Genomic DNA, 25,232 nt, shown 5'->3' on the forward strand with positions numbered 1-25,232 from the left:
CGGGAACCACTCCTTCCATGGCGAGGTTGCCGATGTCGTTCCGTTCCCTGGTCCTGCCCACCGCTCTCGTCCTTGCGGCGGGCTTTGCCTTCACCACACCTGCCTCCGCCTTCGACCTCTTCGAGGGCGACGAGGCGGTCGAACTCGCACAGGCCACCCCGCCCGCGCCGCCGCCGCAGGCCGCCCCTCGCGGCGAACGGGCGCATGGGGCCGAACGCGGCGAACGGGCCGCGCGCAGCCTCTCGCCCAAGTCGATGTGCCTCGACATGGCCGCCCGCCGCATCGGCGATCGCGCCTACCTCAAGGCCCGACTGGAGCTGAAGCCCGACCAGATGGCCGCCTGGAACAGCTTCGAAAAGGCGGCCGACGAGGCCAGCGCCAAGTCGATGGCGCGCTGCCAGACCCTGCCGACGGAGATGAAGGAGCGCCCGACTTACCTCGAGCGTCTCACCATGGAAGAGGACGTCATGAAGGCCCGCATCGCCACAATAGAGGCGGTGAAGCCCTCGCTAACCGCGCTGGTCGCCGTCCTGACGCCGGAGCAGAAGGCGCTCCTCGACCGTCCGCGCGCCGGCTTCGGCCATCACGGGCACATGGGCATGGGCCGCCCCGGTCCGCGCTAGAACCCTACCAGTCGCTGTGGCGGACGATCTTCATCAGGTCGTCCGCCATGGTGAGGGCGGTGAGGACGCCGGTCTTGGGATTGTCCGGCATGGCCCGGCCCAGCCGCTCGAGCTTCAGCTCGCCTGAATCGGAGACGACCTCCAGCTTGCTGGCGTTGGTGCCCGGCGGCAGGGTTGGATCGGCCACCAGCTCGATTTCCGTCTTGTCGAGACCGGCGCCGCACAGCGCTACCGTCACCGCCAGATTGGCATTCTTGGGGTAGAGCCGCCCCGCATCGGCGGGGGAACCGCGGAAGATCACAGTCGGTTCCTTGATCGACGGCAAGTCGAATTCGGTCTCGGCCGGCGTGCCGGTCCAGGCATGTGGCGGCTTGATCGAGATGTATTTCACCTTCTCCAGCTTGCCGAGCCGCATGGCGAGCAGCCCGTCGAGGCCGGCAATGGCGCCGGCCGGCAGGCGCAGGCGCGCGCCGCCCTTTTCCGCCGCCTTCAGGTGTTTCTTCCACAGCACCGGGTCGCCATAGGCGCCGGTGGCAATGACCATGAAATCGATGCCCTTCTTCAGGATGGTCTCGCCCCAGTCGCGCACCGCCTGCTGGCTCGCCGCCTCGACCACGACATCGGGCTTGAGCTTCAGCAGTGCTTTGAGGTCATCGACCACCGCGACCTTTTTGCCGAGCTTCTTCTGGGTGGCCGCGACTCTGCCCTTGCGCACCAGAACGCCGACGATATCGATGGGCGGCTTCTTCTCGCGAAACACGTCAAACAGCATCTGGCTGATGGCGCCGTAGCCGATCAGTGCGATTTTCAGCCGCTTTTCCTTCGCCATCTATCCCCCTGGACCCAAATCACGTTGCGACTATAGCGGGCTGGCTGGGCCCTTGCGACCCACCGGGGTGGCGGCTATAACCCCGGCCTCGCCGCGGGCCGGAGTCCGCAAATCCTGACGGAGCGTAGCTCAGCCTGGTAGAGCACTAGCTTCGGGAGCTAGGGGCCGGAGGTTCGAATCCTCTCGCTCCGACCAATCGGCGAGGCCGATGCCAAGGGCATCGGTTACGAGAGAACGGCGGACCCCCAAGGGTCCGCCGTTTTCGTTTCAGCGCGCCGCTACATCTTCGGCAGGATGGCGATGTCGGTGACGGCGCCGCCCAGGCCCTCGATCCTGGCCACTTGCGTGGCCTTGCCGCTCGCCAGGTCGATCGACCAGAGCTGGTCGCCGGTCATCGCCCACCCTTCGTTCTTCGTGCCGTCCGACCAGATGTCGAAGGCGACGGCGTCGACCTTCGGGCCGAGCGCGCCGACCGTATTGAGGACGCCGTCGTTCGGCGGCGCCTGCTTGACCAGCGCGCCGGTCGTGGTGTCGACGTTGAGGAGCGTCGTTTCCTTCGTGCCCTTCACGGAGTTGGTGTAGGCGCCGGCCATGACCTTGGGCGCCTTGCCCTTGTTGGCATCGGCGTCGGCGTATTTCAGGCTGCCGTCCTTGATGACCTTGCCGTCGTCGACATTGACGCGAAGGCTCGTGCCGTCGCTGCCGATGACGCGCAGCCGGTCGGCGACCGGGTTGAAGTCGACCGTGGCGGAGGCGCCGGCCGGCAGCATCGTCTCGAGCTTCGACTTCTTCGTGGCCTTGCCGTCCATCGCAATGGTGTAGAGCGTGCCGTCCGCGGCCAGCGCGTAGAGCATGCCGTCGGCCGGCCGCACGTCGATGCCGACCAGCGGACCGGTGACGCCCTCGACCTTCATCTTCTTCGTCGCCTTCTTGGCCGAAGTGTCGACGATGGCGATGGTGTCGTTTCCGATCAGCGCGGCGACGTCCGCCGCCTGCGCCGTACCCGCCAAGGTCACCAGGGCCGTCGAGGCCGCGAGGATTGCCTTCACCGTCATAGGATCTCTCCGTCCGTTGCAGACCCATGAGCGGGTCGTACAGCGGATACCGGCCGACCGGCTCGTTTGGATGCAGCGCCGGAAAAAAGAATCGGGATCGGTTGCCGAATGCATCCAATTGCCGTTTTCCGGGGTATCCTCGGAGAAAGCGCATCGGTGTCGACCGGCGCGACAACCTCAGGGAGGCAGGGCGGGAAGCGATGACGGCGGGACGGCCCTCCGATCACTCTGCGCTGGAAGCGGAAATCTCGGCCGCGATCGTGCGCTGTGCCGCCGGCGAGCAGCCGGCGCTGCGCGTCATCTACGATCTCGAAGCGGCGCGCATGGTGGGTGTGGCGATGCGCATCCTGCGCCGCCGCGATCTCGCCGAGGAGGCGACACACGACGCCTTCATGCGCATCTGGCGTAGCGCGCGCAGCTTCGATCCCTCCCGCGGCGCCGGGCGCGCCTGGATCTACACGATCGTGCGGAACCAGGCTTTGACGATCCTGCGCGACGAACGGCGCTTCGGGCCAGACGAGCCGACGGACAATGAGATGCCGGAGCCAAATTCGGCGCTGGCGCGCCTGCCGGAGTCCAGCGCCCTGCGCCACTGCCTCGAACAGCTCGATACCGGCCGCCGCAACGCCATCGTCCTGGCCTACGTGCACGGCTTCAGTCATGGCGAGCTGGCGGGGCGCCTCGGCGTGCCGCTGGGCACCATCAAGAGCTGGATACGCCGCGGCCTCGTCTCCCTGCAGGAGTGCCTGGGATGATGCCCGACCGCGACGACCAAATCCACGCCGCCGAATTCGTCCTGGGCCTGCTGGAGCCCGAAGCGCACGCCGCGGCGGAGCGCCGCCTCTCCTCCGATCCCGCTTTCGCGCGCGAGGTGGCTGCCTGGCAGAAGCACTTCACGGCTTTCGACGACACGGCAGATCCGGTCGTGCCGGCCGACGAACTGTGGCGCCGCATCGAGGCTGGCATGGGCACAGCGGCTGCCGCGCCCCCGGTGGCCCCGACCGGTCTTCTGCCTCGGTTCTGGAACAGCCTGGGCGCACTGCGGATCGCGGCGCTGTCAGGGGTTACGGCCGCCCTGGCCCTCGCGGTGGTCACCACCGTGACCGTGCGGCACGCGCAGGAGGTGGCGGCCCGCAAGCCGGTCTATGTCGCCATCCTGGTCGACGATGCGACGCGCCAGGCCGGCGCCATCGTGAACGCCTTCGCCGACGGCAGGGTCGAGATGATCCCGCTCGTCGACATGACGGTACCGGCGGGACGCTCTCTGCAGGTCTGGACGCTCTGGAATCGTGAGGTCGGCCCGCGATCGGTCGGTCTGCTCGAGCGCGCCCGGGCGACGTCGCTCGATCTCGAGCGGCTGCCGAGCACAGCGGCCGACCAGCTCTTCGAGATCACGCTGGAACCGTCCGGTGGTTCGCCGACCGGTCGTCCGACTGGCCCGATCCTCTACAAGGGCACGACCGCGCGCACGCTATAGTCAGGCTCAGCCGACCAGCGGGAAATGACAGGCGACCTCGCGGCCGGGCGCGATCTGGCGCAGCGGCGGCACCTCGTCCGTACAACGCTGCTGCGCATGCGGGCAGCGCGTGCGGAAACGGCAGCCCGAGGGCGGATCGAGTGGCGACGGTGGGTCGCCGGGCTTCAGCTTGGTGTCGCCCAGGGGCACGTCCGGATCGGGGACTGGGATCGCCGCCATCAGCGCCGCCGTGTAGGGATGCGCCGGCGTGGCAAACAGCGAATCGGAATCTGCCACCTCGCAGAGCCGGCCGAGATACATGACCGCAACCCGGTCCGACACCGACTTCACCACCGCGAGATCGTGGGCGATGAAGAGCAGCGTGAGGCCGAACCGCGCCTTCATGTCCTCCAGGAGGTTGACGATCTGCGCCCGGATCGAAACGTCGAGCGCCGACACCGGCTCGTCGCACACGATCAGGCCGGGCTCGAGGACAAGGGCGCGCGCGATGGCGATGCGCTGGCACTGGCCGCCGGAGAATTCGTGCGGCCTCCTGTTCCAGACGAGATCGGGATCGAGGCCGACCGCCTCCATCACGGCGCGGACACGGCGGGTGCGCTCGGCGGCATCGGAGACACCCGACACGATCAGCGGCTCGGCGATGATCTCGGCGACCCTGCGGCGCGGATTGAGCGAAGCGATCGGGTCCTGGAAGATCATCTGCAGGCGCGGCCGCATGGCCCGCAGCGCCTGGCCGCGCAACTGCGTCAGGTCCTTGCCGTCGAACACGACGGCGCCGGCCTTGGGCGGCGGCAATTGCAGCAGCGCGCGCGCCAGAGAGGACTTGCCCGAGCCCGATTCGCCCACGAGCCCCAGCGTCTCGCCCTGCTTCACCGAGAGCGTAACGTCGCTGACCGCGTGAACATGGCGGCCGCCGCCCACCGGGTATTCGACCACGAGGTTCCGGATGGAGAGGAGATCGCTCATGCCGCCGCTCCCGGCTCCATGCCCCTCGGATGGAAACAGGCGTAGCCGCGCCCGCCATCCATCGTCAGCGCCGGCTGCTCCGCGTCGCACCGCTCGGTGCGATAGAGGCAGCGCGGTCCGAAGGCACAGCCGCCGCTGCGCCGCGCCAGGTCCGGCGGGCGACCGGGAATGGCACTGAGCCGCGTGTGGGTGGGATCGGTGAGCCGCGGCAGCGAGCGCAGCAGCGCCTCGGTATAGGGCATACGCGGCGAACGGAAGATTTCGCGGGTCGCCGCGGTTTCCACCGCGCGGCCGGCATACATGACCATGATGTCGTCGCTGCGGCCCGCGGCCACGCCGAGATCGTGGGTGATCAGGATCATCGCCATCCCTCGCTGGCGCTGCTCACCCTGCAGCAGGTCGAGGATCTGGCGCTGAACGGTCACGTCGAGCGCCGTCGTCGGCTCGTCGGCGATCAGCAGCTTGGGCGCGCAGGCGATCGCGATGGCGATGGCCACGCGCTGGCGCATGCCGCCCGACATTTCGTGCGGATATTGCTGCGCGCGGCGTTCCGGTTCCGGGATGCCGACCTCGTTGAGCAGCTCGACGGCGCGGCGCGCGGCAGCCTTCGAATCCAGCCCGCGATTGAGGCGTAACCCCTCGCCGATCTGGCGGCCGATCTTCATGACCGGGTTGAGCGAGGTCATCGGATCCTGGAACACGATGCCGATCTCGGTGCCCAGGACGCTGCGGAACTCCCGGGCGGAGAGGCCGCGAAGATCCCGCCCCTCGAACAGGACCTGGCCGGCCACGCCGGCGCCCGAGCCCGCGCCGACCAGGCCGATCAGCGAGCGCACCAGCACCGACTTGCCCGACCCCGATTCGCCCACGATTCCCAGCGTCCGTCCCGCGTGCAGGTCGAAGGAGACGCCGTCGACGGCGCGTAGGGGACCGCGCGCCGTGGAGAAGCTCACCTGGGCATTGCGCACCGACAGGAGCGGCGCCTCGCTCTTCGACGGGCCGCTCACAGCGCCGACCTCCGCGGATCGACCATGTTGCGCACGATGTCGCCCACGAAGTTGAGCGACAGGACGGTGGCGAACATCACCGCCGCCGGGATCAGCGCGGTATAGGGCGCCACGTCGAGCGCCTCGCGCCCGTCGGCGATCATGCCGCCCCAGCTCGGCTGCGGGGCCGGGATGCCGAGCCCCAGGAACGAGAGCGCGCCCTCGGCCACGATGATCACGCTGATCGCCACCAGCCAGAACGCGAACATGGGCGGCAGGAGGTTAGGCAGGATCTCGCGTGTCAGGATGCGCCAGTCGCTGGCGCCGACGGTGCGGGCGGCCAGCACGAAGTCGCGGTTCGCCCAGGCCAGCGTGTTGGCCCGCGCCACGCGCGCCGCCGCCGGGATCGACAGGATGCCCAGCGCCAGGGTGACGTTGAACAGGCTCTGTCCGAGATAGGCGGTGAAGGTGAGCGCCAGCACCAGCGACGGGAAGGCCAGCAGGATGTCGATGAAGCCGACCGCCAGCATGTCGACCTTGCCGCGGAAGTAGCCGGCGCTCATGCCGATCGCGCCACCGATCAGGAAACCCAGGATCGGCGCGCAGATGCCAACGATCAGCGAGGTGCGGGCGCCGTAGATCACGCGCGAGAGCATGTCGCGGCCGAGATTGTCGGTGCCCAGCAGGAATTCGGCCGACGGCGGCTTGCGGCGCAGGATCAGTTCCTGCGCCGAGGGATCGGGCAGCCCGATCCAGTCGGCGGTGATCGCCAGGAAGACCACGAGCAGCAGCCAGCCGAGCGGCAGGGCGAGCGCCCAGTGCCAGCGGCGCCGCGGCCGGGTCGCGGCGACGACGGCGCCCTTAGCTGCGGAAGCGGACATGACGCACCCTCGGGTCGAGCACGGCGTAGAGCATGTCGACCAGGAAGTTGATGACCACGAAGCCCACCGCGATGAAGGCCACGGTGCCCTGCACGAGGATCAGGTCGCGGTTGAAGATGGCGCCCAGCAGCAGCCGGCCGACGCCGGGCAGGGCGAATATCTGCTCCACGATCACCGCGCCGCCGATCAGCCCGCCGATGTTGAGACCGAGAATGGTGATCAGCGTGAAGGACGAGGGGCGCAGCGCATGCTGCAGCAGGACGCGCCATTGCGGCAGGCCCTTGGCCCGCGCCAGCAGGATGAAGTCCTCCTTGAGCGTGGTCAGCAGGTCCGAACGCAGGACGCGCATCAGCACCGTCCACTCGATCAGGCCCAGGGTCAGCGACGGCAGGATCATCGATTCGAGATTGTCCCACAGGCCTTCGGACATCGGCGTGAAGCCGGTCGCCGGCAGGAGGTCGAAGGTCACGGAGAAGAGGTAGATCAAGACGATGCCCAGCATGAAGTTGGGCATCGCGAGAAAACCGAAGGCGGCCGAGGCCGAGATGCGATCGAAGATTCCGCCGGGCCGCCGCACCGAGAGAAGCGCCACCGGGATCGCGATCCCCAGCGCGATGACCTGCGCCATCACCATGAGCTGCAGCGACACCGGCAGACGATCGAGGATCGCCTGCACCACGGGCTCGCCGCTGCGGTAGGAGCGGCCGAGGTCGCCCGACAGCGCCGAGCCGAGCCAGTCGAAGTAACGCACCAGCATCGGCCGATCGAGGCCGAGATCGGCACGCAGGCCGGCAATGTCCTCGGGCGTCGCAAGGCTGCCCAGGATCACGATCGCCACATCCCCCGGCAGGATGTTCACGATCATGTAGGTGAGCAGGGTGACGCAGAACAGCACCACCACCAGCCGCACCATCTGGCGCGCAAGCCACGGCATCGGAACGCCCTACGCTACCTTACTCGACACCGTCCCTACTTGGTGAGCCACGCGCCCTCGACCTGCACCGCGCCACCGCGCAGGCCAGGAATGCCGTGCACATTGGCGCGGGTGATGGCGAAGTCGATGTTGCTGCCGGACCACAGCCAGACCGCATCGTCGTTCAGGATCTTGATGAGGTCGCAGTAGGCTGCCTTGCGCTTGTTCTCGTCGAGGCTGGTGCGTCCCACCAGCAGCAGACGGTCGACTTCGGCGTTGTTGTAGCCGGAGAAGTTGATCGGGCTCTTGGAGTGGAAATTGGCGAACATCTGCGGATCGACGTCGGCCAGGTCGATGATGCGCCAGCCGGTGACCTGGAAGTCGCGTGTGAGCGCTTCCTTCACCAGCTGCGTCTGGTCGACCGGCTTGATCTCGACGTCGATGCCGGCCTTCTTCATGTCGGCCTGGAAGACCTGTGCCCCCTCGCGGCCGCGCGGTGAGGCGGTGACCGTCATGGTCAGCTTCACGGGCTTGCCGTAGTCGGCGATCAGCTTGCGCGCGGCTGCCGGATCGTACTTCAGCGCCCCGCTATCCTTGCACTCGATCCCCGAGCTCGGCCCATACGGATCGTCGTACACGGGACGAAGACCCTGGGTCAGCACGGCGGCGTTGGCCTTGCGGTTCAGGGACATCGAGACGGCCTGGCGCACGCGCTTGTCGTTCAGCGGCTCGCGCTGGGTGTTGAGCGGAATGACGAGCGCGCCGCTGCCCACCCAGGTCAGCACCCGCAGGTTCTTGTCCTTCTTGGCCTTGACGATGTTCTCGGCGCGATCCTCCCAGATCACCTGGACGTCGCCTTTCACCAGGCTGGCGTAGCGCGCGTCGGAATCCGGCAATGGCCGCACGGTCACGCGGTCGAGATAGGGCTTGTCCTTGTCCCAGTAGTCGGGATTGCGCTCGGCAACCAGCCGGTCGGCGGCGCGCCATTCCTTGAAGACGAACGGGCCGGTGCCGACGGGATTGCGGTTGTAGTCGGCGCCCTTCTCCTGGGCAGCCTTCACCGAGATGATCAGCGTCGTGACCGTGGGCTGCGCCAGTGTCCGCGGCAGGGCGGCATTGGGCCCGCGCATCTTGAACACCGCGGTCAGATCGTCCGGCGCCTCGACCTTGTCGATGGCGAGATACGCGCGGCCGGCGAAGCGGTTGGCCGGATCGAGCAGGCGGTTGAAATGGTCGGCCACGGCCTGGGCGGTGAACGGCGTGCCGTCGTGCCATTTCACGTTCGGCCTGATCTTGGCCGTCCAGACGCTGCCATCTTCGTTGGGCGTCATCGACAAAGCGAGCGCCGGCAGCAGGTTGCCCTTGTCGTCGAGTCGCATCAGCGTCTCGTAGAAGAGCGACGCCGCGGTCACCGTCGAATTGGAATAGACGCCGGCCCGGATCGGATCGAAGCCTTCGAAGTCGCTCTCGACGCCGATCGTCAGGGCGCCGCCGCGCACCGGTGTCGCGGCCGGCGCCTGAGCGAAGGCCGGAGCCGCCAGACCGACGGCAAGCGCCGCCACCAGACCAAATCTGCGTGAAAACAGTGCCATTCAGGCCCTCCCATGGATCGCGCCGTTAACCGGCATCAACTCTATGGGAGGCAGGATAACGCGACGTTCAACGCAATCCTAGAGGATTGCGGAGCGCCTGAAGTTTCGCAGGCTACATGCAGTACGCCTGGGCCGCGACGACCGCGTTCAGGCCCTGCATTTCCTGCGGCGACAGGTTCGACGGGTTGAGCAGGTTGCCGCTCACACTCACCGACTGGTTCGACTTGCGCAGCCCGAGGATCGCGTTGGCGCGCTGGTCGGCCGGGATGCGCGCGATGATGCACTGGCACATCTTCTCCGAGGCCGTGACCATGCACTCCGTCATGAGGTCGTCGGCCCGAGAGGCGGACGAAAATCCCAGGGTCAGAACGAGAGCGGCAAATCCGGCGGCGATGATACGCATGCGAGTCTCCATGGATAGCACATCATACACCGTCTCTCAGCCAACCAGCCAGTTCCTCAAGAGACCGAACAGGCCGGTCAGGAAAAGGATCGTGAGGGCGACGTTGCGGTAGAGCCGCTCGCTGGCGAGGCCGTGGAACATCCGCCCGCCGGCCCAGGCGCCCAGCACCATGACCGGGAACAGCACGACGGCGCGGACCAGCGCGTCGACGCCCGCCACGCCCGTCGCCAGCACGATCACGATCAGCAGGAACTGCGTTAGGAAGTAATAGGTGACGATGTTCGCGCGGTTGACCTGCGGCGGATCGTTGCCCGACAGGAGATAGAGCAGCACCGGTGGCCCGCCGACGCTGGTCGTGGCCATCATCGCGCCCGAGACGGCACCGACGATCACCGTCGCCACCGTCGATCGCCGGCCGGTGTATTTCCAGCCGGTCCACATCAGGAGAACGAAGGCCACGATGACGGCCGACACCGCCGTCACGATCGTGTTCTTGTCGACGCTGGCCAGCAGCCAGACACCCGCCGGCATGGCCAGGCACGCCGCGAGGCTCATCGGCGTCAGCAGTTTCCAGTCGGCGTGCCGGCGGACCTGCGGGAAGAGCTGCAGCGACACGACGAGCTCAATGGCGACCACCGTCACCACCATCTCGGCCGAGCCGAACAGGATGGCGAAGATCGGCGCCATCAACATCGCCGAGCCGAAGCCCGCAAACCCGCGCATCAGGCCGGCGATCAGCGTCACGCCCAGCGCCGTCCAAAGGCCGGTCTCGGCGAACAGGGATTGGATGTAGGGGATCATGCGGGGACGGACTCAAGAAAAAAGAAGACGTTCGACGAAGATGATCCGCGGCCCTCGTTGGGCGGCGGATCAGCCAATAACTCGAAGCGTCTTAAGTCGCGTCATGATGGCCGGAGTGTCGACGAAGGCGACAGAACCGTCAACATTGCGCCTCACCCGTCTCCTCCACCGTTTGACGGCAGGGCGAACGCACGTGAGCTGAAGCGCCGTTGCAGTTCACTTTTCAAGAAAGCGAAAGGTCCCTCACCGCGTTCGGGATGACACCATTTGTTTGATCAGCGCACTGCGCAAATCTAGACAAATTGTCATCCCGAACGCAGTGAGGGACCTTTACCTCATATGCGATAGCCCAGCGTTTGGCGGGGAGGAAAAGTAGGTGTCGCTCAGCGCTTCTCCTGCCCCTCGCCCGTCTTGTCGCGCAGGCGGCGCATGCCGCGCAGCCAGCGGTCGCGGTCGAGCTTGCGCACCATGTATTCCTTCACTTCGGGATGCGGCAGGATCAGGAAGCGCTCCTCGTCCATCGCCTCGATCACCGTCTGGGCCACCGCGTCGGTGTTGATCACGCCGTCGACCGAGGCCGCGGTCGCACCGGCCATGCGCAGCATGTTGGTGTCGACGGCCTGCGGACACAGCACCGAGACGCGGATGCCGCGGTCGCCGTACTGGATGGAGAGATGCTCGGCCAGCGCCACGCCCGCGTGCTTGGTGACGCCGTAGGGCGCCGAGCCCATCGAGGCCAGCAGGCCGGCCGCGCTCGCGGTGTTGAGCAGATAGCCCTCGCCGCGCTTCAGCATCTGCGGCACCAGCGCCCGCGCGGCATAGACATGCGCCATGACGTGGATCGCCCACGAATCGGCCCAGTCCTTGTCGGTCGCATCCTCGTGGCCGCCGCGGCCGATGCCGGCGTTGGAGAAGAAGATGTCGATCTCGCCGTACTTCTTCTCCGTCTCGGCGATCAGGCGCTTCACCTCGGCTTCCTGGCCGATGTCGCCCGCCACCGCGAGGGCGCCGATGTCCTTCGCGACCTTCTCGAGCCGCTCGGCATCCCGGTCGGCCACGACCAGCCCCCTGGCCCCTTCCTTCGCAAAGCGCAGCGCGATCGCCTCGCCGATGCCGCCCGCCGCCCCGGTGACGACGCAGACCTTTCCCTTGACCTTCATGTCAGCCCCACGATTGCTCGATCAGGTCGATGTACTGCGCCTTGGTCGGCTGGCGCGGTGTCGAGAGGTGGCAATGGTCGCCCATCGCGCCATCGGCGATCTTCTCGATCGTGTCCTGCGCCAGGCCCGCTGCACCGAGGCCCTTCGGGATGCCCAGCCGTTCGTTGAGCGCCGACACTGCATTGGCCACGCCGTCGGCGTTGGCTTCGCTTTCGGACAGGCCCATCACCAGCGCCACGCGCTTGAACTTGTCGCCGACCGCCGGCTCGTTGAAGCGCAGCACCGCCGGCAGGTAGATGGCGTTCAGCGTGCCGTGGTGCAGGCGATAACCCTTGAGGCCACCGGTCGGATGCGAGAGCGCATGAACGGCGCCCAGCCCCTTCTGGAACACCATGGCGCCCTCCATGGCGGCCACCGCCATGTTGTAGCGCGCCTCGCGATCCTGCCCGTCCCTGGTCGCGCGTTCGACGTATTTCCACGCCTTCTCCAGCCCGTCGAGCGCGATCGAATCGGCCGGCGGATTGAAGACGTTGGCGAGGTAGCATTCGATATTGTGCGTGAGCGCATCCATGCCGGTGCCGGCCGTGAGATGCGGCGGCAGGCTCATCGTCAGTTCCGGATCGATCAGCGCCAGCCGCGGGATCAGGTAGGGACTGCCGATCGCGAGCTTGCGGCCCGAATCCATGATGATGACGCCGCCGCGGCTCACTTCGCTGCCGGTGCCCGACGTCGTCGGGATCGCGACCATGGGCGCCACCGCCGCGGTGATCTTGCCCGCCCCGCCCTCGACGAACGAATAGGCCTGCAGCGACGGGCCGGGATGCGTCGCCATCAGCGCGACGGCCTTGGCCAGATCCATGGGCGAGCCGCCGCCGATGGCGATGATGCCGTCGCAGCCCTCTTCTTTGTAGATCCTGAGCGCGTCGCGCATGGCGGCTTCGGTCGGGTTCTCCGGGGTCCCGTCGTAGATCGTGATCGGCATGTTGCCGGGCAGCTGTTCCTTGACCTTGGCCCACAGGCCGGCCGCGATGACGCCCTTGTCGGTGACGATCAGCGGGCGGCGCATGCCCATGAGCTGCAATTCAGCCTCCAGGAGCTTCAGCGCGCCGAAGTCGAACTGGATGCGGGTCAGGTAGGTGATCAAGGCCATCCGTCAATTCCTCTCGATTTTGCGCGGAGCCTACGCGAGAAAGTGCGCATGAGCGACACCCTCGTCCTGCGTGCCGGGACCACCGGCGATGCCGCCGCGATCGCCACCGTGATCGCGGCCTCCTTCGAACAGTATCGCGGCAGGCTCGTGCCGGAATCCGGCGCCTTCCGCGAAACGCCCGAGAACATCGCCACCGAACTTGGACGGGGCGTCGGCACGATCGTCGCGGAGCGGAACGGCCAGATGCTCGGGTGCGTGCTCGTCGAGGAGATGGAGGGCGATCTCTATTTCGGCCGCCTCTCCGTCGTGCCCGCGGCGCGCGGCCAGGGCCTTTCGAAACAACTGATCGCTGCCGTCGAGGCCGAGGCACGCCGTCGCGGCCTTTCCGGCGTCCGCCTCGGGGTGCGCATCGTGCTCACGGACAACCAGCGCCTGTTCCAGGCGCTCGGCTACCGCGAGACGTCGCGGGAGGCCCATCCGGGCTTCAACCATCCGACCTCGATCAACATGCGCAAGCCGCTCCCCTGATCGGCCGTCGGTATTTCCCCCTCGCCCCCAACCGCGCGACCGATTGACAGGGGAGCACCCGGGGGCACGGTCTGCTAGTCTGAAGGGTATGAGCAGCCGCACACCCCTCACCGGTCCTTCCGTCTGGCATGGCCAGGACATCAAGAATTCCACGCGCTGGATTCGCACCCTGACGCAAGATGGCATCGACGAACTCGACGCCGCCCTCAAGGGCCTGCGTGGCATGGAGTGGTCGGAGATTTCGCGGGAAGATTTCCACCTGCCGACCCTCGACGAGCTGTTCGACGACATCGCCGACGAGCTCGAGAATGGCAGCGGCATCGTGAAGCTGCGCGGCATCCCGGTCGATCGCTACAGCGAGGACGACCTGAGGCGCCTCTACTTCGCCATCGGCACGCATGTCGGCACACCGGTGTTCCAGAACCGCAACGGCGAGCTGATGCGCGCCATCCGCGACGAGGGCGCCCATGTCGGACGCACCTACGGCGAGACCAAGGATGAGAAGGGTTCGACCTTCCTCTCCTCCTACGCCCGCACGCTGACCAACGGCGCGCTGCGCTTCCATACCGACCGCACCGACGTCGTGACCCTGCTTTGCGTGCGCCAGGCGCGCGCCGGCGGCGTCAGCAAGCTCGCCTCGACGCCCGCCATCCACAACGCGATGCTGGAGCGCCGGCCCGACCTGCTCGAACTGCTGTTCCAGGATTACTGGCGCAGCCGCTTCGGCGAGGAGGGCACCCAGAAGGACGGCGAAGCGACGACGCGCGAGACCGCCTATCCGCTGCCGATCTTCGGCCTGCGCGACGGCAAGTTCACGTCGCACTATTCGCTGACCTTCATCGAGGCGGCGCAGATGGCGCCCGGCGTGCCGAAGCTCACCGACGCCCAGCGCGAGGCGATCGACATGCTGATGAAGACCGCCGAGGAACTCTGCTTCGAGATGACCCTCGAACCCGGCGACCTGCAGCTCATCAACAGCCACGTCACCTATCATGGGCGCACGCCGTTCGAGGACGACGCTTCGAGCGGCCACGACCGGATGCTGCTGCGCCTCTGGCTCACCATGCGCAACAACCGCCCCCTGCCCCAGGGTCACGAGGTTCTGTGGCAGGAGATCGAGGCCGGCCGTCCCCGCGGCGGCATCCGCCAGGTCGAACTCTAAGTCCCAACGAAGAGCCTTTTGCGGGGGCGCGCCACTGCGCGCGGGGTAACCCCCGCGCTGAAGTGGCGCGTCATGAGCGGTCTGACCTCAGGTTCTGGCGGTATCCAGCTACCACATATCCGGAATCCTCCCTTCGTTTCGACTGTTTCGTTTATTTCGCTTATTTCGGTTGCGCCGGTTGACGGTATCGCAGGGGCGCAGCTTAATGCGCACCCAAAGTAGTTGACTAGGCAATCACCCGCATATAGTTTCCTAGTCAACACATGACATCCGATCTTGAAACCCACCTGGGCTACTGGCTGCGCTTCGTGTCCAACCACGTCTCGCACGCCTTCAGCCTCAAGCTGCAGGCCAGAGACGTTACCGTTGCCGAATGGGTCGTGCTGCGCGAGCTGTTCGACCTCGCCGATATCCAGCCCAGCACGTTGGCCGACCGGCTGGGCATGACCCGCGGGGCGATCTCCAAGCTGGCCGACCGGCTGATTGCCAAGGAACTGATCGCGCGCACCGCTTCGACCGAGGACCGGCGCCAGCAGACGCTGTCGTTGACCGATGCCGGACGCACCTTGGTGCCGACGCTGGCAGAACTGGCCGACCGCAACGATGCCGAGTTCTTCGGCCATCTGGAACCGGCCGAACGCACGGCGCTTGAGAAAACGCTGAAGGAGATCGTGCGCCGCCACGATCTCAAGACCATCCCCACCGAGTAGGACAGAACCATGGACATCGCCGTCATGGAAGAATGCAACACGGCTTCCCACGAGGAGCGCATCACCTTCGGCGAAGTCGTCGGCCGCCTCATCGGCGCGGGCGTCGAGCGCTATCACGCCGACCTGGTGCGCGGAGAGACGACCTATTTCATGCCCGATGGCCAGTCCCACCGCGTCACGAACAAGACCATGGACACACTGCCCGCCGACGCCTTTTCGGCCGATGGCGTCCTGGCCGCGGTCCGCGCGATCCAGGCCGGCAAGACGAAGTACCTGGCCTTCTGCCGCCAGATCATGGAAGCGGGCTGTGTCGGCTACCTCGTCTCGATGCAGGGCCAGCGCGCCGTCTATTACAGCCGCAGCGGCGAGACCTATGTCGAGCCGTTCCCGGCCGCCGCCCCTTAGCGCTTCTGGCGCAGGCGGCCGACGATGCCGGCGGGGAAGAAGTAGACGCAGAGGATGAAGGCCACGCCCAGCCACAGCAGCCAGCGGTCGGGATGGAACAGGTTGGCCAGCAGCGGCACGCCGACCAGCGCCTTGTTGGCGATCGCCAGCAGGTCCTGCAGGTAGTTCTGGGCGAACACCAGCAGCACCGCGCCGATCACGGCGCCGTACATCGTGCCCATGCCGCCGATCACCACCATCAGCAGGATGTCGACCATGATGTCGAAGCTGAGGGTCGTGTCGGGATTGGTCTGGCTCGACCACAGGGCCAGCAGGGCCCCTGCCAATGCCGCGGTCGCAGCAGCGATACAGCTCGCGATGGTGCGGTAGACCACGGTGCGGTAGCCGATCGCCTCGGCGCGGAACGGATTCTCGCGGATCGCCATCAGCACGCTGCCGAACGGCGAGTTCACGATGCGCAGCAGCACCAGGATCAGGACCAGTGACGCGCCATAGACGAGATAGTAGTCGAGCAGCCGGCCGTTCAGCCGCACGCCGAACAATGTGTCTCCGAACGAGAAGGAGCTGCGCAGCACCGCCGGCAGCCGGTAGTTCAGCCCGTCCTCACCGCCAGTGAGATCGGAGAGCTGGGAGGCCAGGATCGCGAAGGCGCTGGCAACCGCCAGGGTGATCATGGCGAAGAAGATCGTTCGCACGCGCAGACTGAACAGGCCGATCACGGTGGCCAGCACGATGGCGACGACGAGCCCCGCCACGGTGCCGACGGCGACCGCGTCCCACCCCGCCCCCATGCGCGTGAGCGAGATGGCGACGCCGTAGGCGCCGATGCCGAAGAACATCGTGTGGGCGAAGGAGACGATGCCGGTATAGCCCAGCAGCAGGTCGAACGACGCCGCCAGCACGATGAAGACGCAGATCTTGGCGGCCACATTCAGCGATTTGGCGCCCGGGAACAGGAACGGCGCCACCGCGAGGCCGACCAGGATGGCGACCAGCGCAAGCGCCAGCCAGCGGCTGCGCGGCAGGTCGTCGGACAGGATCGAGCGCAGCATCGCCGCTACCTCTTCGCCACGGGATAGAGCCCCTGCGGTCGCCACAGCAGCACCAGCGCCATCAGCAGGATGTTGGAGCCCAGCGCCACCTTGGGCGCCAGGAAGCCGATATAGTTGGCCGTCAGACCCACCAGCAGTGCGCCCACGAAGCAGCCGCCCACCGAGCCCAGCCCGCCGATGATGATGACGATGAATACCAGCACGGCGACCTGCGCGCCGATCGCCGCCGTCACCGTCTCCTGGTAGAGGCCCCACATGGCGCCGCCGAGGCCCGCCAGCGCCGAGCCGACCACGAACACGCCGACGAACAGGCGGCGGATGCGATAGCCCAGCGCCTCGACCATCTCGCCGTTCTCGACGCCGGCCCGGATCAGCAGGCCGATCCGGGTGCGGTTCAGCGTCAGCGCCAGGGCCGCGAACACGACCAGCCCGACCCCGACGGCGAGTACGCGATACTTCTCGATCGCCACGTCGCCGAACAGAAAAGCGCCGCGCAGCGCCGTCGGCCGGCTGAGCGTGATCTGATCCGGTCCCCAGATCACCTTGAGGAGCTGCTCGGCAACGATCAGCCCGCCGGTGGTCACCAGGATCTGCTTCAGGTGCTGGCCGTAGACCGGCCGCACGATGACGCGTTCGAAGCCGAGGCCCAGCACGCCGCTCACCACCATGGCCGCCAGCACGGCGGGGCCGATGGCCGCGAGGTTCAGCCAGATCGAATCGGCGGTCATCCAGGGGGCCAGCGCCAGCATGACGCTGGCCGCCACGAAGGCGCCCACGGCGATGAAGGCGCCATGTCCGAAGTTCAGCACGTCCATCAGACCGAAGGTCAGCGTGAGGCCCGAGGCCATGATGAAGATCATCAGGCCCATCGCGAGCCCTGCGACGGTGAGCGTCACCCAGCTCGCCGGCGAGCCGATCAGCGGCAGGGCGCCGATCATGAGGGCCGGGATCAGCAGCAGCGGAAGCCAGTCTCGTTTCATTGATGCGTATCCATGCCGAGGCCAAGCAGATGCTGCTGCAAGGCGGAGTCGGCGGCGAAGGCCGCCATGCCGCCCTGGTGCGCCACCCTGCCGTCGTCCATCACCGCGACGGAGTCGCCCAGCTGGCGGGCGAAGGCGAAGTTCTGCTCGACCACCAGCAGGGTCGACTCGCCGTCCTTCAGCTCGCGGAAGGCGTCGATCATATTGGCGATGATGGCCGGCGCCAGGCCCTTGGTCGGCTCGTCGATCAGCAGCAGGCGGCGCGGCTCGATGATGGCGCGCGCCACCGCCAGCATCTGCTTCTGTCCGCCCGACAGGAGGCCTGCCGGCAGGGTCCAGAACCGTTTCAGCGCCTCGAAGCGCGCGAAGATCCAGTCGAGACGCTTCTGGTTGGGCGGCCCCGACCGCGCGGCCAGCACGATATTCTCCTGCACCGTAAGGTCGGCAAAGATCGCCATGCTCTCCGGCACGTAGGCGATGCCCAGCCGGGCGATGTCGGGCGTCGGCAGATGGGTGATGTCGCGCCCATCGAAACGGATTTCTCCCGCCGCCGCGCGCCACATACCCATGATGGTGCGCAGGGTCGTGGTCTTCCCCGCCCCGTTGCGGCCCAGCAGCATCGTGAGCCCGCCCTCGGCCACGTCGAACTCGACACCGTGCAGGATGTGGTAGCGGCCAATATGCGTCTGCACGCCCTTGAGACTGAGCAACGCGCTCAAGGCTTTCCTCCCCATTCAAATGGGGAGGTGGCGGCGTCAGACGCCGACGGAGGGGTCAGAAGCGCGGCGCCGAAGAGGATGCCCCCTCCGGCCCTTCGGGCCACCTCCCCATCTGAATGGGGAGGAAAGCTTGAAGCACGCTCACGCATCGACCGCGCCTCCAAGATACGCTTCGCGCACGATGTCGGAATTGATGACCTCGGCGGGCTTGCCGTCGGCCACCAGCTTGCCCTGGTGCAACACGACGATGCGGTCGGACAGCGAGCGCACGACGTCCATCTTGTGCTCGACCAGCAGGATCGTCTTGTCGCCGCGCTGCTTGATGGCGGCGATGATGTCGAGGATCGTCGGCACCTCGTCGATGCTCATGCCGGCGGTCGGCTCGTCGAACATGAACACGTCGGGTTCGAGCGCCAGCAGGATCGCGACCTCGAGCTTGCGCTGGTCGCCGTGCGGCAGGGTCGCGGCGATCGCCTGGGCGCGGTCGGCCAGCGACACGGCGGCGAGATGCACCATCGCCCGGTCGATCAGCTCGCGATGCGTGAGCGTGCGGCTGAACAGGTCGTAGCCCTTGCCGCTCTTCACCTGCACCGCCAGCCGCACGTTCTCGAGCGTGCTGAGGTTGGGAAAGAGGTTGGTGAGCTGGAAGGCCCGCCCCAGCCCGAGCCGTGTCCGGCGCGGCGCCGCGAGGGTCGTGATGTCCTGGCCGTTCAGCATGACGCGGCCGGAGGTGGCCGGGAGCTGCCCGGAGATCAGGTTGAAATAGGTCGTCTTGCCCGCACCGTTCGGCCCGACGATCGAGGTGAGCGTGCCCTTCTCGAAGGCGCACGACACCCCGTCGACGGCCGCGTGTCCGCCGAAGCGGATGGTGAGGTCTTTGGTCTCGAGCATCGGTTTTATAGGAGCGCGCCACTCCAGTGGCGCATCATGATCATGAGCGCCACTGGAGTGGCGCGCTCCAATAACTCTTAGCGCTTGTTCTTGATCGGCAGCGTCATCTCGCTCGCCGGGATCACGCGCACCAGTTCGAGCAGGTCGACGTTATCCGGCGCGTCCTTCTTCATGCGCCAGTGATACATCTCCTGCAGGGCCTGATGGTCTTCCTTGCGGAAGGTCATCGTGCCCTTGGGCGTCTCGAAGCTCATGCCCTCCATCGCCGCGATCAGCTTCTCGCTGTCCGTCGACTTGGCCTTCTTCACGGCCTCGACCAGGGCGATGGCGGCGCTCATGCCGCCCGCCACGAAGAAGTCCGGCGGCACGCCGTTGTTCTTCTTCTTGTACTCGGTGACCAGCCAGTCGTTCACCGGGTTCTTGGGGAAGCCCCAATAGTAGTAGATCGCGCCTTCGAGGCCGGGGAACTGCTTCCAGCCGGCCATCACCGGCAGCAGGTTGCCACCGGGCGCCATCTCGATGCCGAAGCGCTCGGGCTTGAGGTCCATCAGCTTCGGCAGCGGATGGGCGCCGGCCCACACCACGACCACGACCTTGCGGCCGGGCTTGTCCTTCAGCGCGTCGAAAATGCGCTGCGCCGACGCCGTGAAGTCGGTCGTGGCCTGCGGTGCATATTCCTCGTGCACGATCTTGGCCTTGGAGCCGACCGCGGCCAGCGCGGCCTTCACCGCGGCGACGCCGTCCTTGCCGAAGGCATAGTCCTGGGCGAGCGTGGCGATGCTGATGTTCTCGTCCTTCAGGGTCGCGGCGGAGGCCAGCGCGTCCTGGGTGGAGTTGCGCCCGGTCCGGAAGATGTAGCGGTTCCACTTCTCGCCAGTGATCTGGTCGGCCACGGCCGGCTCGACGATCAGCAGCTTCTTGTACTCCTCGGCGATCGGCAGCATGGCGAGCGCGCCCGCCGAACCGGTGGTGCCGACGGCGATGTCGACCTTGTCGTCGCCATAGGCCTGTTCGAGCGCGGCCTTGGCGAGGTCCGGCTTGAACTGGTCGTCCTTCAGGATGACCTGGATCTTGCGGCCATCGACTTCCATCGTGCCCTTGGTCGCGTATTCCAGGCCCAGCATGAAGCCGGCCTCGGTCTGCCGCGCATAGGCTTCGAGCGGACCGGTCTTGCTGTAGATCAGCGCCACCTTGAGCGGCGGCTGCTGGGCGACCGCCGGACCGGCCAGAAGCAGGCCGGTCAGCGCCAGAAACGAACGACGGATCATCAAGTATCTCCCTCCCTGGAGGAGGTCCTTCTAATCCATGAGCGCGGTTTGCACCACCGTGCGGAATTGATCGCGCGCGCAATTTACATACTGCTGGGGGCGCGCCTCTCCAGGGGCGCGCCCCCAGCGATCAGCTTCTCATGACTTTCCCTCGAGCAATGGCCGCTCGCGTTGGAAGAGGTCGATGACGGCATCCATCACGGCGCGCACGCGCGGCAGCGCGCGCAGGTCGCGATGGACCAGCAGCCATTGGTCGGCAAAGACGTCGGGGATGATGCCGCCGATCCGGCGAAGCAAAGGATCGGGGTCGCCGAGATGGCAGGGCAGCACGGCGAGGCCGGCGCCGGTGCGGGCCGCCTCGTGCAGCACCAGCCAGTTGTTGCCGCGGATCTCGGGACGGCGTCCGCCGCGCAACGCCAGCAGCCAGCTCTGGCCCTGCATGCGAAGATGGTCGTCGTCGAAGCCGACCCAGGGCAGCGCGGCCAGCGCCGCCGGGGTGGCGCGCTTCACCGAAAAATCGCGCGCGGCATAGACCGCATAGGCCAGCCGTCCCAGCTTGCGGGCCACGATGCCGCCGAGATCCGGCACCTGCTCGCGGATCAGGAGGTCGGCCTCACGGCGCGACAGGTTGGCCAAGGTATGGCTCGAAACGACCTCGAATTCGATCTGACTGAGCTTGCGCCTGAGCTCGGCGGAGTAGCGGGCGATCAGCGCGGCGGTCGCCTCCTCCGCCGAGAGCCGCACGGTGCCGCTCACCGTGTCGCTGAGACCGGCGCTGCGGCGGTGGATCGACTGCGCCGCCTTCTCCATCGCCTCGGTGTCGGCCAGAAGCTCCTCGCCGGCGCCGGTCGGCACGAAGCGGTCGGGCAGCCGGTCGAACAGCCGAGCGCCGATCTGCTTTTCCAGCGCCTGAATGCGGCGCGAGACCGTGGGATGACTGACCCCCAGCGCCTTCGCCGCCGTGGTCAGGGTGCCGCCGCGCGCCAGGGCCAGGAAAATACGGAGATCGTCCCAGTTCTTGTCCATGTTCAGAAATGTACAGCGGGCTTTCCGAATTGTGGACTGACGAATACGGGTGTTCGCCCTAGCATCGCATCATGCACATCGAACCCCGCCTCCTCGTCTTCACCAAGGGCGTGCGTGCCCGCATCGCCGCCACCGTCGCCGTCGGCCTCCTGGGCGTGGGCTGCGGCATCGCGCGGCTCGGTCTTCTCGGATGGCTGATCGGCCAGATCTTCGTCGGGCGGCCGCTGCAGGAGCTGGTGCTGCCGATCCTTCTGATCGCCGGGGTGATGGTGCTGCGCGGCGTGGCCGAGCACTGGCGCGCCGTGCTGGCGCACGAGACGGCCGCGCGGGTCCAGAAGGCGCTGCGCCGAACCCTTTACGACAAGGTCGCCTCGCTCGGCCCGGCGACGGTCGGCCGGCAGCGCTCCGGCGGTCTCACGCTGTCCATGATCGACGGCGTCGAGCAGCTCGAAACCTATTTCGGGCAGTTCCTGCCGCAGTTCCTGATCGCGTTGCTGACGCCGCTGCTGATCTTCGTCGTCATCTCCTTCATCGACCTGCCGGTGGCGCTGGTCATGCTGGGCTTCGCGCTGGTCGCGCTGTTCGCTCCCGCGCTCTGGCACAAGTGGGACGTCCGCGCCTCGATCGCGCGCATGACGGCCTACAAGTCGTTCGCCGCCGAGTTCCTCGATTCGATCCAGGGCCTGGCGACCCTGAAGGCGTTCGGCCAAGGCAAGGCGCGCGCCGACAAGCTCGAGGTCGAGGCGCGCGATCTCTTCCGCCGCACTATGTGGGTGTTGGGCACCAACTCGCTGGCGCGCGGCATCACCGACACCTCGATCGCGGGCGGCGCGGCCGCGGCGTTGATCTATGGCGCTTCGAGGGTCGAGGCCGGCGCCATGACGCTCACCTCGCTGCTGGTCATCCTGATGCTGGGCATCGAGATCTTCCGGCCGATGCGCGAGCTGCGCTCGGTGCTGCACCAGGGCATGGTCGGCCTCTCCGCCGCGCAGGGCATCTACCGCATCCTCGACGACACGCCGTCGGTGATCGACCCAGTGCCGGCGCGCCTTGATGGGCTGCTGGCCCCGACCATCGCCTTCGAGGATGTGCGCTTCTCCTATCCGGGCACGCGTCGCACGGTGCACGAGCGGCTGAACTTCACGGCGGCCGCCGGCGAGCGGCTGGGCCTCGTCGGCTCCTCGGGCGGCGGCAAGTCGTCGATCGTGCGCCTGCTGCTGCGCTTCTACGATCCCGACCAGGGCCGCATCCTGCTGGGCGGCCACGATCTGCGCACGCTGTCCTTCGCGCAGATCCGCTCGCTGATCTCGGTGGTGAACCAGGACACGTTCCTGTTCCACGGCACCGTCGAGGAGAATATCCGCCTTGGCCGGCCCGGTGCCTCGCGCGAGGAGATGGAGGACGCGGCACGCGCCGCCAACATCCATGACTTCATCGAGAGCCTGCCGCAGGGCTACGCGACGATCATCGGCGAGAAGGGCATCAAGCTCTCCGGCGGCCAGCGCCAGCGGGTCGCCATCGCCCGCGCGCTGCTGCGCGACACGCCGATCCTGGTGCTCGACGAGGCGCTTTCCGCCGTCGATGCCGAGAACGAGGCGGTGATCCAGGAAGCGCTCGACCGGCTGATGCAGGGCCGCACGACGCTCATCCTGGCGCATCGCCTGTCGAGCGTCATCGACTGCGACCGCATCCTCGTCCTCGACCGCGGCCATGTCGCCGAGGAAGGCAAGCATGCCAAGCTGATGAGCCAGGGCGGCGTCTATGCGCAGCTCATGGCCGAACAGGCGCGCGAGCAGCAGGCCGACGTCACGCTCGATGCGCTCGCGGCACCCCAGCGCGCCGAGACGATCGCCAGCACCTCGGGCGGCGCGATGAAGCCCATTACCGAAGGCATCATCAAGGCCGAGGGCCTGACCTGGTATCAGGTCGTCGCGGCACTGATGAAAGTCATCATGCCGTGGAAGGGCAAGCTCACCGCCACCTTCATCCTGGGCGTGGCACGCGTCGTTTCCTTCATCGGCATCGGCGTGCTCTCGGCGCTGATCGTGCTGGCGCTCAAGAACCACGAGCCCTATGGCGGCCTCGCCATCGCGCTGGCCATCCTGGCGCCCGTCTCAGGCATCCTGCACTGGTTCGAATCCTGGCTGGCGCACGACATGGCCTTCCGGCTGCTGGCCGAGATGCGCATCGACGCCTTCCGCAAGCTCGACGCGCTGGCGCCCGCCTATCTCACGCGCCGTCGTACCGGCGACCTGATGGCGCTGGCCACCAACGACATCGAGCTGGTCGAGTATTTCTTCGCCCACACGGTGGCGCCGGCCTTCGTGGCGATCCTGATCCCCGCCGCCGTGGTGATCGCGCTGGCCACGACGAGTGGCTGGCTGGCGATCACGCTGGTGCCGTTTCTGCTGGCCGTGGGCCTGAGCCCCTTCCTGATGCGCAAGCGGGTCGATCGGCTGGGCAGCCAGGCGCGCGAAGCGGCCGGCGAACTCGGCGCCTTCGCCGTCGATTCGGTGCAGGGGCTGGGCGAGATCGTCGCCAACCAGCAGGAGCGCGCGCGCGGCGACAAGCTCGACGAGCTGTCGGACCGCCACATATCGCTGCGCCTGCCCTTCTTCAGCGAGCTCACGATGCAGCACGCCATCCTGGAAGTGCTGACGGGTCTGGGCGGCCTCGCCATCGTCGTGGTCGGCGCCGTCCTCGCCTCGCGCGGCACGCTCGATCCCGGCCTGCTGCCGCTGATGACCATCCTCGCAATGTCGGCCTTCCTGCCGGTCTCCGAGATCGCACAGATCGGCCGCCAGCTCGCCGACACGCTGGGCGCCACGCGGCGGGTCTATGCGCTGGCCAACGAGCCGATCCCGGTGCGCGACGGCCGGGGCGTGCCCGCCGCGCGCGGGGCAGCGGCGCTGGCCCTGGAACAGGTGAACTTCACCTATCCCGGGCAGACGCGGCGGGCCTTGTCCGATGTCAGCTTCGCCATTCCCGCCGGCAAGACGGTGGCGCTGGTCGGCACCTCGGGCGCCGGCAAGACCACGACGGCGCAGCTCCTGATGCGCTTCTGGGATCCCGACACCGGCCGCATCACGCTGAACGGCACGGATCTCCGAGACTACAAACTCGACGAGCTGCGTGGCCTCGTCGCGCTGGTGGCGCAGGACACCTATCTCTTCAACGACACGCTGCGCGCCAACATCCTGATCGCACGGCCCGAGGCGACGGAGGCCGAGCTGCTGGCTGCGATCGAGCATGCGTCACTGGGTGAACTGGTCGCGGCCCTGCCGCAGGGCCTCGATTCGCCGGTCGGCGAGCGCGGCACCAGCCTGAGCGGCGGCCAGCGCCAGAGGGTGGCCATCGCGCGCGCCTTCCTGAAGGACGCCCCGATCCTGATCCTCGACGAGGCGACCTCGCATCTCGATGCGGTGAACGAGCAGGCGGTGCGCCGCGCACTCGACGTGCTGAAGGCCGATCGCACGACCATCGTGATCGCGCATCGTCTGTCGACGGTACGCGATGCCGATCTGATCGTGGTGCTGGACGAGGGCCGCGTGGCGGAAAGCGGCACGCACGCCTCGCTGGTTTCGCGCGGCGGTCTCTATGCGCGACTCGTGTCGCGCCAGCTTGCGTCGGTCTACGCACCGGCTGCACAGTGAGG

The 25,232-nt window shown here is 67.3% G+C and carries 25 protein-coding genes and 1 tRNA gene; 9 read left to right on the forward strand and 17 right to left on the reverse strand.

All coding sequences use genetic code 11. The features are described from left to right. The first annotated feature begins 32 nt into the window (after positions 1-32). Positions 33-623: a Spy/CpxP family protein refolding chaperone gene (locus ACO07K_RS17745; protein ID WP_422030104.1), complete on the forward strand. Its 591-nt coding sequence runs from the start codon at positions 33-35 to the stop codon at positions 621-623. Positions 624-627: 4 nt separating this feature from the next. On the opposite strand, the gene ACO07K_RS17750 is transcribed toward ACO07K_RS17745, so the two are convergent. Beyond that, positions 628-1,452: an aspartate dehydrogenase gene (locus ACO07K_RS17750; protein WP_422030106.1), complete on the reverse strand. Its 825-nt coding sequence runs from the start codon at positions 1,450-1,452 to the stop codon at positions 628-630. Between the two features lie 118 nt (positions 1,453-1,570). Between ACO07K_RS17750 and ACO07K_RS17755 the strand changes: the two genes are divergently transcribed. After that, positions 1,571-1,647, forward strand: a tRNA-Pro gene (locus tag ACO07K_RS17755). Between the two features lie 83 nt (positions 1,648-1,730). Here the strand turns inward: ACO07K_RS17755 and ACO07K_RS17760 are convergent. Continuing rightward, positions 1,731-2,507 (reverse strand): DUF4394 domain-containing protein, encoded by a 777-nt coding sequence (locus ACO07K_RS17760; RefSeq protein ID WP_422030108.1) that lies wholly within the window; start codon positions 2,505-2,507, stop codon positions 1,731-1,733. Positions 2,508-2,707: 200 nt separating this feature from the next. On the opposite strand from ACO07K_RS17760, the gene ACO07K_RS17765 reads away from it, so the two are divergent. Next, on the forward strand, positions 2,708-3,262 hold the full coding sequence (locus ACO07K_RS17765) for a sigma-70 family RNA polymerase sigma factor (RefSeq protein WP_422030110.1): 555 nt from the start codon (positions 2,708-2,710) through the stop codon (positions 3,260-3,262). After that, positions 3,259-3,984 (forward strand): anti-sigma factor, encoded by a 726-nt coding sequence (locus ACO07K_RS17770; RefSeq protein ID WP_422030112.1) that lies wholly within the window; start codon positions 3,259-3,261, stop codon positions 3,982-3,984. The genes ACO07K_RS17765 and ACO07K_RS17770 overlap by 4 nt, the downstream gene beginning before the upstream one ends. Before the next feature lie 6 nt (positions 3,985-3,990). Here the strand turns inward: ACO07K_RS17770 and ACO07K_RS17775 are convergent, their stop codons facing one another. From ACO07K_RS17775 to ACO07K_RS17815, 9 genes are all read right to left on the reverse strand, one after another. Next, complete coding sequence (locus tag ACO07K_RS17775; protein WP_422030114.1) at positions 3,991-4,950, reverse strand: ABC transporter ATP-binding protein; 960 nt, start codon at positions 4,948-4,950, stop codon at positions 3,991-3,993. Next, a complete protein-coding gene (locus ACO07K_RS17780; RefSeq protein ID WP_422030116.1) occupies positions 4,947-5,957 on the reverse strand; it encodes an ABC transporter ATP-binding protein in 1,011 nt (336 codons plus the stop codon). Before ACO07K_RS17780 ends, ACO07K_RS17775 begins: the two co-directional genes overlap by 4 nt. Then, positions 5,954-6,817, reverse strand: a complete 864-nt coding sequence (locus ACO07K_RS17785) for an ABC transporter permease (protein WP_422030118.1) — start codon at positions 6,815-6,817, stop codon at positions 5,954-5,956. Before ACO07K_RS17785 ends, ACO07K_RS17780 begins: the two co-directional genes overlap by 4 nt. Beyond that, entirely contained in the window at positions 6,798-7,751 is a 954-nt protein-coding gene (locus ACO07K_RS17790; protein ID WP_422030120.1) for an ABC transporter permease, read from the reverse strand. The genes ACO07K_RS17785 and ACO07K_RS17790 overlap by 20 nt, the downstream gene beginning before the upstream one ends. A gap of 35 nt (positions 7,752-7,786) precedes the next feature. Then, positions 7,787-9,322, reverse strand: coding sequence for an ABC transporter substrate-binding protein (locus ACO07K_RS17795; protein ID WP_422030122.1), 1,536 nt, complete (start codon positions 9,320-9,322; stop codon positions 7,787-7,789). Between the two features lie 112 nt (positions 9,323-9,434). Continuing rightward, positions 9,435-9,725: a hypothetical protein gene (locus ACO07K_RS17800; RefSeq protein ID WP_422030123.1), complete on the reverse strand. Its 291-nt coding sequence runs from the start codon at positions 9,723-9,725 to the stop codon at positions 9,435-9,437. A gap of 36 nt (positions 9,726-9,761) precedes the next feature. Next, positions 9,762-10,526: a sulfite exporter TauE/SafE family protein gene (locus ACO07K_RS17805; protein WP_422030125.1), complete on the reverse strand. Its 765-nt coding sequence runs from the start codon at positions 10,524-10,526 to the stop codon at positions 9,762-9,764. 383 nt (positions 10,527-10,909) lie between these two features. Continuing rightward, the gene (locus ACO07K_RS17810; RefSeq protein ID WP_422030127.1) at positions 10,910-11,686 is read right to left on the reverse strand and encodes an SDR family oxidoreductase; all 777 of its coding nucleotides are present in this window, start codon (positions 11,684-11,686) and stop codon (positions 10,910-10,912) included. Between the two features lies 1 nt (position 11,687). After that, positions 11,688-12,836, reverse strand: coding sequence for an iron-containing alcohol dehydrogenase (locus ACO07K_RS17815; protein WP_422030129.1), 1,149 nt, complete (start codon positions 12,834-12,836; stop codon positions 11,688-11,690). Positions 12,837-12,884: 48 nt separating this feature from the next. Here ACO07K_RS17815 and ACO07K_RS17820 point away from each other — a divergent pair, with 48 nt between their 5' ends. The 4 genes from ACO07K_RS17820 (at position 12,885) to ACO07K_RS17835 (ending at position 15,641) form a co-directional block, all read left to right on the forward strand. After that, a complete protein-coding gene (locus ACO07K_RS17820) occupies positions 12,885-13,364 on the forward strand; it encodes a GNAT family N-acetyltransferase (RefSeq protein WP_422030131.1) in 480 nt (159 codons plus the stop codon). Positions 13,365-13,452: 88 nt separating this feature from the next. After that, positions 13,453-14,526 (forward strand): TauD/TfdA family dioxygenase, encoded by a 1,074-nt coding sequence (locus ACO07K_RS17825; protein WP_422030133.1) that lies wholly within the window; start codon positions 13,453-13,455, stop codon positions 14,524-14,526. Positions 14,527-14,789: 263 nt separating this feature from the next. Next, entirely contained in the window at positions 14,790-15,236 is a 447-nt protein-coding gene (locus ACO07K_RS17830) for a MarR family winged helix-turn-helix transcriptional regulator (protein WP_422030135.1), read from the forward strand. Positions 15,237-15,245: 9 nt separating this feature from the next. After that, positions 15,246-15,641, forward strand: coding sequence for a DUF1398 domain-containing protein (locus tag ACO07K_RS17835; RefSeq protein WP_422030137.1), 396 nt, complete (start codon positions 15,246-15,248; stop codon positions 15,639-15,641). On the opposite strand, the gene ACO07K_RS17840 is transcribed toward ACO07K_RS17835, so the two are convergent. The 6 genes from ACO07K_RS17840 to ACO07K_RS17865 all read right to left on the reverse strand — a co-directional run bounded on the left by ACO07K_RS17840 (position 15,638) and on the right by ACO07K_RS17865 (position 21,577). Then, positions 15,638-16,693 (reverse strand): branched-chain amino acid ABC transporter permease, encoded by a 1,056-nt coding sequence (locus ACO07K_RS17840; RefSeq protein ID WP_422030139.1) that lies wholly within the window; start codon positions 16,691-16,693, stop codon positions 15,638-15,640. The two genes, ACO07K_RS17835 and ACO07K_RS17840, sit on opposite strands and share 4 nt — an antisense overlap. A gap of 5 nt (positions 16,694-16,698) precedes the next feature. Further along, on the reverse strand, positions 16,699-17,673 hold the full coding sequence (locus ACO07K_RS17845; RefSeq protein ID WP_422030141.1) for a branched-chain amino acid ABC transporter permease: 975 nt from the start codon (positions 17,671-17,673) through the stop codon (positions 16,699-16,701). Continuing rightward, positions 17,670-18,392 carry an ABC transporter ATP-binding protein gene (locus tag ACO07K_RS17850; protein ID WP_422030143.1) on the reverse strand — a complete coding sequence of 241 codons (723 nt, stop codon included), beginning with the start codon at positions 18,390-18,392 and terminating at the stop codon, positions 17,670-17,672. The genes ACO07K_RS17845 and ACO07K_RS17850 overlap by 4 nt, the downstream gene beginning before the upstream one ends. A gap of 141 nt (positions 18,393-18,533) precedes the next feature. Then, a complete protein-coding gene (locus tag ACO07K_RS17855) occupies positions 18,534-19,283 on the reverse strand; it encodes an ABC transporter ATP-binding protein (RefSeq protein WP_422030145.1) in 750 nt (249 codons plus the stop codon). Between the two features lie 77 nt (positions 19,284-19,360). Continuing rightward, entirely contained in the window at positions 19,361-20,551 is a 1,191-nt protein-coding gene (locus tag ACO07K_RS17860; protein ID WP_422011519.1) for a substrate-binding domain-containing protein, read from the reverse strand. 138 nt (positions 20,552-20,689) lie between these two features. Then, positions 20,690-21,577: a LysR family transcriptional regulator gene (locus tag ACO07K_RS17865; RefSeq protein ID WP_422030147.1), complete on the reverse strand. Its 888-nt coding sequence runs from the start codon at positions 21,575-21,577 to the stop codon at positions 20,690-20,692. Between the two features lie 71 nt (positions 21,578-21,648). Here ACO07K_RS17865 and ACO07K_RS17870 point away from each other — a divergent pair, with 71 nt between their 5' ends. Then, the gene (locus tag ACO07K_RS17870; protein ID WP_422030149.1) at positions 21,649-25,230 is read left to right on the forward strand and encodes an ABC transporter ATP-binding protein; all 3,582 of its coding nucleotides are present in this window, start codon (positions 21,649-21,651) and stop codon (positions 25,228-25,230) included. The last annotated feature ends 2 nt before the right edge of the window (positions 25,231-25,232 follow it).

The organism is Reyranella sp., assembly GCF_965228225.1.
GTDB lineage: Bacteria > Pseudomonadota > Alphaproteobacteria > Reyranellales > Reyranellaceae > Reyranella.